Source organism: Flavobacterium sp. K77 (assembly GCF_021608205.1).
Taxonomy (GTDB): Bacteria; Bacteroidota; Bacteroidia; order Flavobacteriales; family Flavobacteriaceae; genus Flavobacterium; species Flavobacterium turcicum.
In genome coordinates this window covers 1-5,633 of the sequence record NZ_JAKIHO010000015.1, presented here as the reverse complement: position 1 = coordinate 5,633, position 5,633 = coordinate 1, and the positions used below count along the sequence as shown (strand labels likewise).

Annotated in this window: 9 protein-coding genes; all 9 read left to right on the top strand. The window is 29.8% G+C overall.

Annotated features, from left to right (window positions below):
* Positions 1-26: 26 nt before the first annotated feature.
* The 9 genes from L1S34_RS14525 to L1S34_RS14485 all read left to right on the top strand — a co-directional run bounded on the left by L1S34_RS14525 (position 27) and on the right by L1S34_RS14485 (position 5,527).
* The gene (locus tag L1S34_RS14525; protein ID WP_236364784.1) at positions 27-584 is read left to right on the top strand and encodes an XAC2610-related protein; all 558 of its coding nucleotides are present in this window, start codon (positions 27-29) and stop codon (positions 582-584) included.
* A gap of 186 nt (positions 585-770) precedes the next feature.
* On the top strand, positions 771-1,316 hold the full coding sequence (locus L1S34_RS14520) for a hypothetical protein (RefSeq protein ID WP_236364780.1): 546 nt from the start codon (positions 771-773) through the stop codon (positions 1,314-1,316).
* Between the two features lie 337 nt (positions 1,317-1,653).
* A complete protein-coding gene (locus L1S34_RS14515; protein WP_236364778.1) occupies positions 1,654-2,043 on the top strand; it encodes a hypothetical protein in 390 nt (129 codons plus the stop codon).
* Positions 2,044-2,171: 128 nt separating this feature from the next.
* The gene (locus L1S34_RS14510) at positions 2,172-2,693 is read left to right on the top strand and encodes a hypothetical protein (protein ID WP_236364777.1); all 522 of its coding nucleotides are present in this window, start codon (positions 2,172-2,174) and stop codon (positions 2,691-2,693) included.
* Positions 2,694-2,839: 146 nt separating this feature from the next.
* The gene (locus L1S34_RS14505) at positions 2,840-3,346 is read left to right on the top strand and encodes a YegJ family protein (protein WP_236364775.1); all 507 of its coding nucleotides are present in this window, start codon (positions 2,840-2,842) and stop codon (positions 3,344-3,346) included.
* A 174-nt stretch (positions 3,347-3,520) separates the two neighbouring features.
* Positions 3,521-3,937, top strand: a complete 417-nt coding sequence (locus L1S34_RS14500) for a hypothetical protein (RefSeq protein WP_236364774.1) — start codon at positions 3,521-3,523, stop codon at positions 3,935-3,937.
* A gap of 188 nt (positions 3,938-4,125) precedes the next feature.
* Positions 4,126-4,527 carry a DUF4288 domain-containing protein gene (locus L1S34_RS14495; protein ID WP_236364772.1) on the top strand — a complete coding sequence of 134 codons (402 nt, stop codon included), beginning with the start codon at positions 4,126-4,128 and terminating at the stop codon, positions 4,525-4,527.
* Positions 4,528-4,567: 40 nt separating this feature from the next.
* On the top strand, positions 4,568-4,810 hold the full coding sequence (locus tag L1S34_RS14490) for a hypothetical protein (RefSeq protein ID WP_236364770.1): 243 nt from the start codon (positions 4,568-4,570) through the stop codon (positions 4,808-4,810).
* Positions 4,811-4,972: 162 nt separating this feature from the next.
* Complete coding sequence (locus L1S34_RS14485; RefSeq protein ID WP_236364769.1) at positions 4,973-5,527, top strand: SMI1/KNR4 family protein; 555 nt, start codon at positions 4,973-4,975, stop codon at positions 5,525-5,527.
* The last annotated feature ends 106 nt before the right edge of the window (positions 5,528-5,633 follow it).

Below are 5,633 nucleotides of genomic sequence, written 5' to 3'. Positions count from 1 at the left end.
ATGCAACATTTAAAAACCCGAAATAAATGAGAACATTCGCTTTCATATTTTCCTTAATTTTCCTAACTAGTTGTAATTCTCAAAGCAGAAAAGTTGATGAAGTAATTTTAAAAGCTAAAAGCCAAAAGTTATTAAAAGCATTTAATTCGGAAAGCAAAATAACTTCTGCTGATTACGACAAATTAATTGACTTGAATTACGATAATATTAAAGATTTTGTAATTGGCTATTATGGACAATCTGGAAGCGGAATCAAGAATAAAGTTAGAGTTTATCTTTATGACATTAAAAAACACGATTATGTTCTAAATAATCAATTATCTGACTTATCAAATCCAACATTTTACATTGAACAAAAAAAGATTACGGAATTTTATATTGGAAATGGAGGCGGAAGCGGAAGCCAATTGGAATGGGTTAATGGAAAATGGATTGCGACGAAAATGTTTGAGGTTGATGAAAACAAAATCAAAACGGTATGGAAAATTACATTTCCTTTGAAAGAGAAAATAGAATATTTAGCAAGACCATACCAAATGATTCCGCCAAAAGATATTTTGGAAACAAATGTCAAAGAAGAATAAACGTTGCATAACAGCCGTTTCTCGCAATTGCGAATTTTGTGGTAAGTTCACGTTCACGTTTCGCAAGAATTTTTATCTTTAACAGAAAATTAAAAGTTCCGCACTTCGCAACTGACGAGAAGCGGCGGAACGTTGTGCGTCACTTTCGAGCAACAGAAAACAGAAAAGAAATCTTAAAAAATGATAATGGAAGAAATGATTTTTTATGCTGAAAAAATGGATTTTAAAAACAGGATAAAAAAAGATATAGTGATTAAAATTATTACTTTTTTATTCTTTTTTTCAATAATTCTTTTTTCAAATAAGAATAATAGATTTGAAATAATTGAGATTTTATTTACTTTATTTTTTATAGCAATAATAGTTATTACAACTCTACAAGAATCTATTGACTATATTTATGAAATAAGAATTAACAATCAAAATATTAAAATATTTGGAGAAAAATTCAATCAAAAATGGGAAGAAACTATAGATTTACAAAAAGTAAATATTAAAATTATTGAGCGTAGGTCAAAAACTGGAAGTATTGTCGGATATTTGATTGAATTAAAAACGAAAGAGAAAAAGTATAGAATTAACAGACTATTTAATTGGAATAATTTTACTCTTTATGAAATTTTCAAAACATTTAAAACTGTAAAAAAAGAAAAAATAATAATTGACGAAAAGAGTTTAATCGACGGAATTGAAAAAAGAGCGAAAGAAAAATATGAATGGCAAAATACATAAAAAAGCGAACGCACAACACACGCTACAAGCAATTTGGGTATTAGGCTTTATTCAAATATGGTTTTGTATTTGGAAGATTTGGCAAATCCGAATAATGGGCTTAATTTAGTCCCAAACTGCTTGTAGCGCGGTAACGTTAGCGGTCAGTTGAAACCGAACTTACGCAAAAAAAAACTTTGTAAAAGATTGATTTTGTTTTTCGCAGGAAAACCGAAAATGAAATCATGAAAAGTATAAACTTCAAAGTCAAATTTTTAAAACTTGAAAATATAAATATTGGAAGTTGAGAATTGAAACTTGAAAAGCAGAAGTTTGAGAAAGCTTTATGAATTTGAAAATGAAAAATAGAAACTTGCTGAAAAGAAAAATAAATGATAAAATTCAACCAAAGAATACTTTTAATCATCTTATCAATATTAGTATGTATTTTAGAATTGACATTGCTAGTAAACTTATTTCCACAAACAGGTTTAAGTCGAATTGTCTATATTCCTTTTTGGATTATTATAGTTTTCTTTATTACATTATCGCTGACAAAAAACAAAAAAACATTAAAGAAAGTACTAATCAATTTGATAGTAATGCACTTAATATTATTTCATCTTATGATTTGGAGTTGGCCTCAATCATCCGCAATACAGAAAAACTTGGTAAAAGAGTTTTATCAAATGGTTTGTACATAAACAACCGAACCGCTAACACACGCTACAAGCAATTTGGGTATTAGGCTTAATTTGAAAAATTGGTTTGTATTTGCAAGATTTGGCAAATCCGAATAATGGGCTTAATTTAGTCCCAAACTGCTTGTAGCGCGGGAACGTTATAGGCAACTTTACAAAAAATGAGGTAAAACTTATGGAAAAAGATTTCAAACCAACTTTAACATTTGAAATTAGTACGTCAAATGATTTATTCAATAAATTACTTGAAGAGTATTCTGATTTTGACAAACAACATCTAAATCCTCGATTTGCAATGAATTCAGCAATTAATTCTTGGCATTTAACAGATTGGACTTACCAAGAATTTTTCATAAACGACGAAAGATTCCAAAATTCTGAAAGCATAAATAAAAAAGGTGAATTAAAATTTATTTCTGGTCTTTTAAAATATCAACAATATTTAACCAAACTTTGCCCCGAATTAGAATATATGCGTTTAATTACAAATGGAACTAAGCATTGTATTCTCAGTGACAAAAGTAGAAGAGAAAAAACTGTAACTCATATTGGCGATTATTCTTCTGACTACTCAAGACACGATTATAATGTAACTAGATTTATTATTCAACTAGATGAAAACACCAAAATTGATTTTGAAAAAACTCTACTTTCTACAATTGATTTCTGGAAAAAATATTTAGAAGAACAAAAATAAAAGCTGCCTATAACAGGCGTTTGGCAAGATTGCGAATTTGTAGTAAATTCACGTTTATTTCTCGCAAGAAATTTTATCTTTGATAAAAAATAATCAGTTCCGAAGTTCGCAACCTCGCCAAGCGCCGGAACGTTATAAGCCATTTTATGAAAAATCTGCAAATCAAGACATTACTCCTATTTTTCTCTATTTGTATTTTAAGTTGTAATTCAAACAAAAAAATAGGAAGAGAAAATGAGCCGACAATTTATAACGTTGAAGAAGATGATGTTGAAATGAATAAGGCAATCGAAAAAGCAAAACAAACTTTAGATAGTTTTGATTTTGCTTTTAAAAACAATACTAGAGTTTTTACATTTTTTGGCTTGAAAAAGAAATTTGAAGAAAATGGAAACGTTGAACATATTTGGATTGGAAATATTCAAGGAATAGAAAAAGGGAAATATATTGGCGTAATTGACAATTTGCCAGAAAAAATAAAAAGCGTAAAACTTGGCGACACTGTACAAATAGAAAAAAAAGAAATTAGTGATTGGATGTATATCAAAAAATCAGAATTACACGGTGGATATACAATCAGACTTTTAAGAGAAAGAATGACGGAAGAAGAACGAAAAAAGTTTGATGTAGAAAGCGAAATGAAAATAAAGTAGAAGAAAAAACGGCTTATAACACACGCTACAAGCAATTTGGGTATTTGTCTTGACGGGAAAATGGTTTTGTATTTGGAAGTTTGGCTTATCCGAAAAATAGCGCTAATTTAGTCCCAAACCGCGTGTAGCGCGGGAACGTTATGTGACATCCTAAGAAACAAATCTGCTATAATTATGAAACCAACCTTATTCTGCTTACTCTTTTTTATTCTAAGTGGGTTTGAAAATTATCAAAAGCAAAACCTTTACTCAAATTCAAGCGAAATAAAACAAATCGAAATACGGTATGTTGATTTTGATATCGAAACTCCAATCAGAATTGACTGTCAAATTTTTAATTATTTTGGTAAAGACATAAAGCTTAAAAAGATTGAGGACGCAAAAACTATTTCTAAAATCCTTAACTTTCTTGAAAATGCAAATGAAAACGAAACTAAAGTTGGAATTGATGTTAGATTCAAAATGAAAATAAAATATAATTCAGGAAAAACCGAAGAAATTTGTGGAAACGAAGCTTTTATAGGAATGAAAAATAAGCAATATTTAATGGATAAATCTTTTTTAGATTGTCTTTTAAAACTTTTAAAATAACAGCACGTATAAGGACGCCACATAACAGCTACTACAACGGATTTGGGCATTTGGCTTAATGGGAAAATGGTTTTGTATTTGGCAGTTTAGTGATAACCGAAAAATAAATCTTAATTTAGTTCCCAAACCCGCTGTAGTACCAGAACGTTAGCGGTAATGCCCGAAGTTTGCGGCGAAATCCTATAAAAATGGAAGAAAACGAAAAAATATCAAACGAAAAAGGAACTTGGTATATAGCAGAAATTATCGAGAAGCGTGAGCCAGTAAATCGTAATAAAGAAAATGATTTGCGACGTGTTGTAACTTGGGGAAATTTTCATTTAATAAAAGCTGAGAACCCTAAAGTCGCTTATGAAAAAGCAGTGAAAATTGGAAAAGAAGGCGAAATTAGATTTACCAATTCAGACAAAGTTGAAATGGAATATGTATTTGTTGGAATTGCTGATTTGATTCCAATCTATGAAGATAGTATTGAAGATGGATGTGAAATTATGTGGACAGATTATGGAGTTATGACTAATAGAAAAACTGAAAAGTTTGCGCGTAGTGAAAAAGAGCTTATAGAAAACATAAAATTGAAAGGTAAATAATGCACTAACGCAATAATGTATAAAAGACATGACTTATTTTATGAAAAAAATTCTTGGTTATTCAATATTATTAATTTCTGCAATATTTTTTATAGCAGTTTTTGGAGCGCTTAGAACAATATTAGTCGAGATTCTTAAAGTCTTTTCGACAAGATTTGAAATAAAACAAATCACTTATACTATCACTATAACAATTGGCGTTATCGCAGTTTTTTTCTTTGCAAAATTCTTATGGAAAACTGGAAGAAAACTGGTCAATGATAGAATTGAAAACATTAATTAATGCACTACCGCTAACAGGCGTTTGGCAAGATTGCGAATTTTGTAGTAAATACACGTTTATTTCTCGCAAGAAATTTTATCTTTGATAGAAAATAATTGGTTCCGAAGTTCGCAACCTCGCCAAGCGCCGGAACGTTAGCGGATATTTTAGAAAGAAATAAATATGAAAGAACATACTATAAAAACAATAATCGACACTTACTTAAAAAAATGGGTTGAAATTGAACTTAACAAATTGCCCATATATATTGAACCAGAAATGGCTGACCCTAATCAAGACAAAAAAGAGGAATGGCGAATTTGGTTTCCAATTGATAGTAAAGTAACAGATAGTGAAATTGCAGAATTTGAAAGCCGACTTGGACATAAATTACCAATTGATTACAAAATATTTTTAAAGCATAAGCACTTTTATGAACTTCAAATTTCAGAAGTTTCATTTTGTAAGCATCCAATTAATACTTGGAGAGCTAAACAAACAGAAATGATTTTTGACGGTTACCCAACAGAATTTTTAATTGAAAAAGGGTACGTTCCATTTGCTGTATGGAGTGATTGGGGATTACTTTGTTTTGACACAAATAGAAATAAGGAAGATAACAATTACCCTATCGTATTATGGGATCATGAGACAGCTGAAGAAGTAAATGATGAATATAAAGACTTTTATGATTTACTAATCGAAATTGACCTTGAGGAGAAGAAAAACATCCGCTAACACACGCTACAAGCAATTTGGGCATTTTGGCTTAATTTGAAGTTGGTTTTGTATTTGGAAGATTTGGCAAATCCGAATAATGGGCTTAATTTAGTCCCAAACTGCT

Bases quoted from the DNA above. Each gene is read 5' to 3' on its own strand.
- L1S34_RS14525 (WP_236364784.1), top strand. From the start codon at position 27: ATGAGAACATTCGCTTTCATATTTTCCTTAATTTTCCTAACTAGTTGT.
- L1S34_RS14520 (WP_236364780.1), top strand. From the start codon at position 771: ATGGAAGAAATGATTTTTTATGCTGAAAAAATGGATTTTAAAAACAGG.
- L1S34_RS14495 (WP_236364772.1), top strand. From the start codon at position 4,126: ATGGAAGAAAACGAAAAAATATCAAACGAAAAAGGAACTTGGTATATA.
- L1S34_RS14485 (WP_236364769.1), top strand. From the start codon at position 4,973: ATGAAAGAACATACTATAAAAACAATAATCGACACTTACTTAAAAAAA.
- L1S34_RS14505 (WP_236364775.1), top strand. From the start codon at position 2,840: ATGAAAAATCTGCAAATCAAGACATTACTCCTATTTTTCTCTATTTGT.
- L1S34_RS14500 (WP_236364774.1), top strand. From the start codon at position 3,521: ATGAAACCAACCTTATTCTGCTTACTCTTTTTTATTCTAAGTGGGTTT.
- L1S34_RS14490 (WP_236364770.1), top strand. From the start codon at position 4,568: ATGAAAAAAATTCTTGGTTATTCAATATTATTAATTTCTGCAATATTT.
- L1S34_RS14515 (WP_236364778.1), top strand. From the start codon at position 1,654: ATGAAAAATAGAAACTTGCTGAAAAGAAAAATAAATGATAAAATTCAA.
- L1S34_RS14510 (WP_236364777.1), top strand. From the start codon at position 2,172: ATGGAAAAAGATTTCAAACCAACTTTAACATTTGAAATTAGTACGTCA.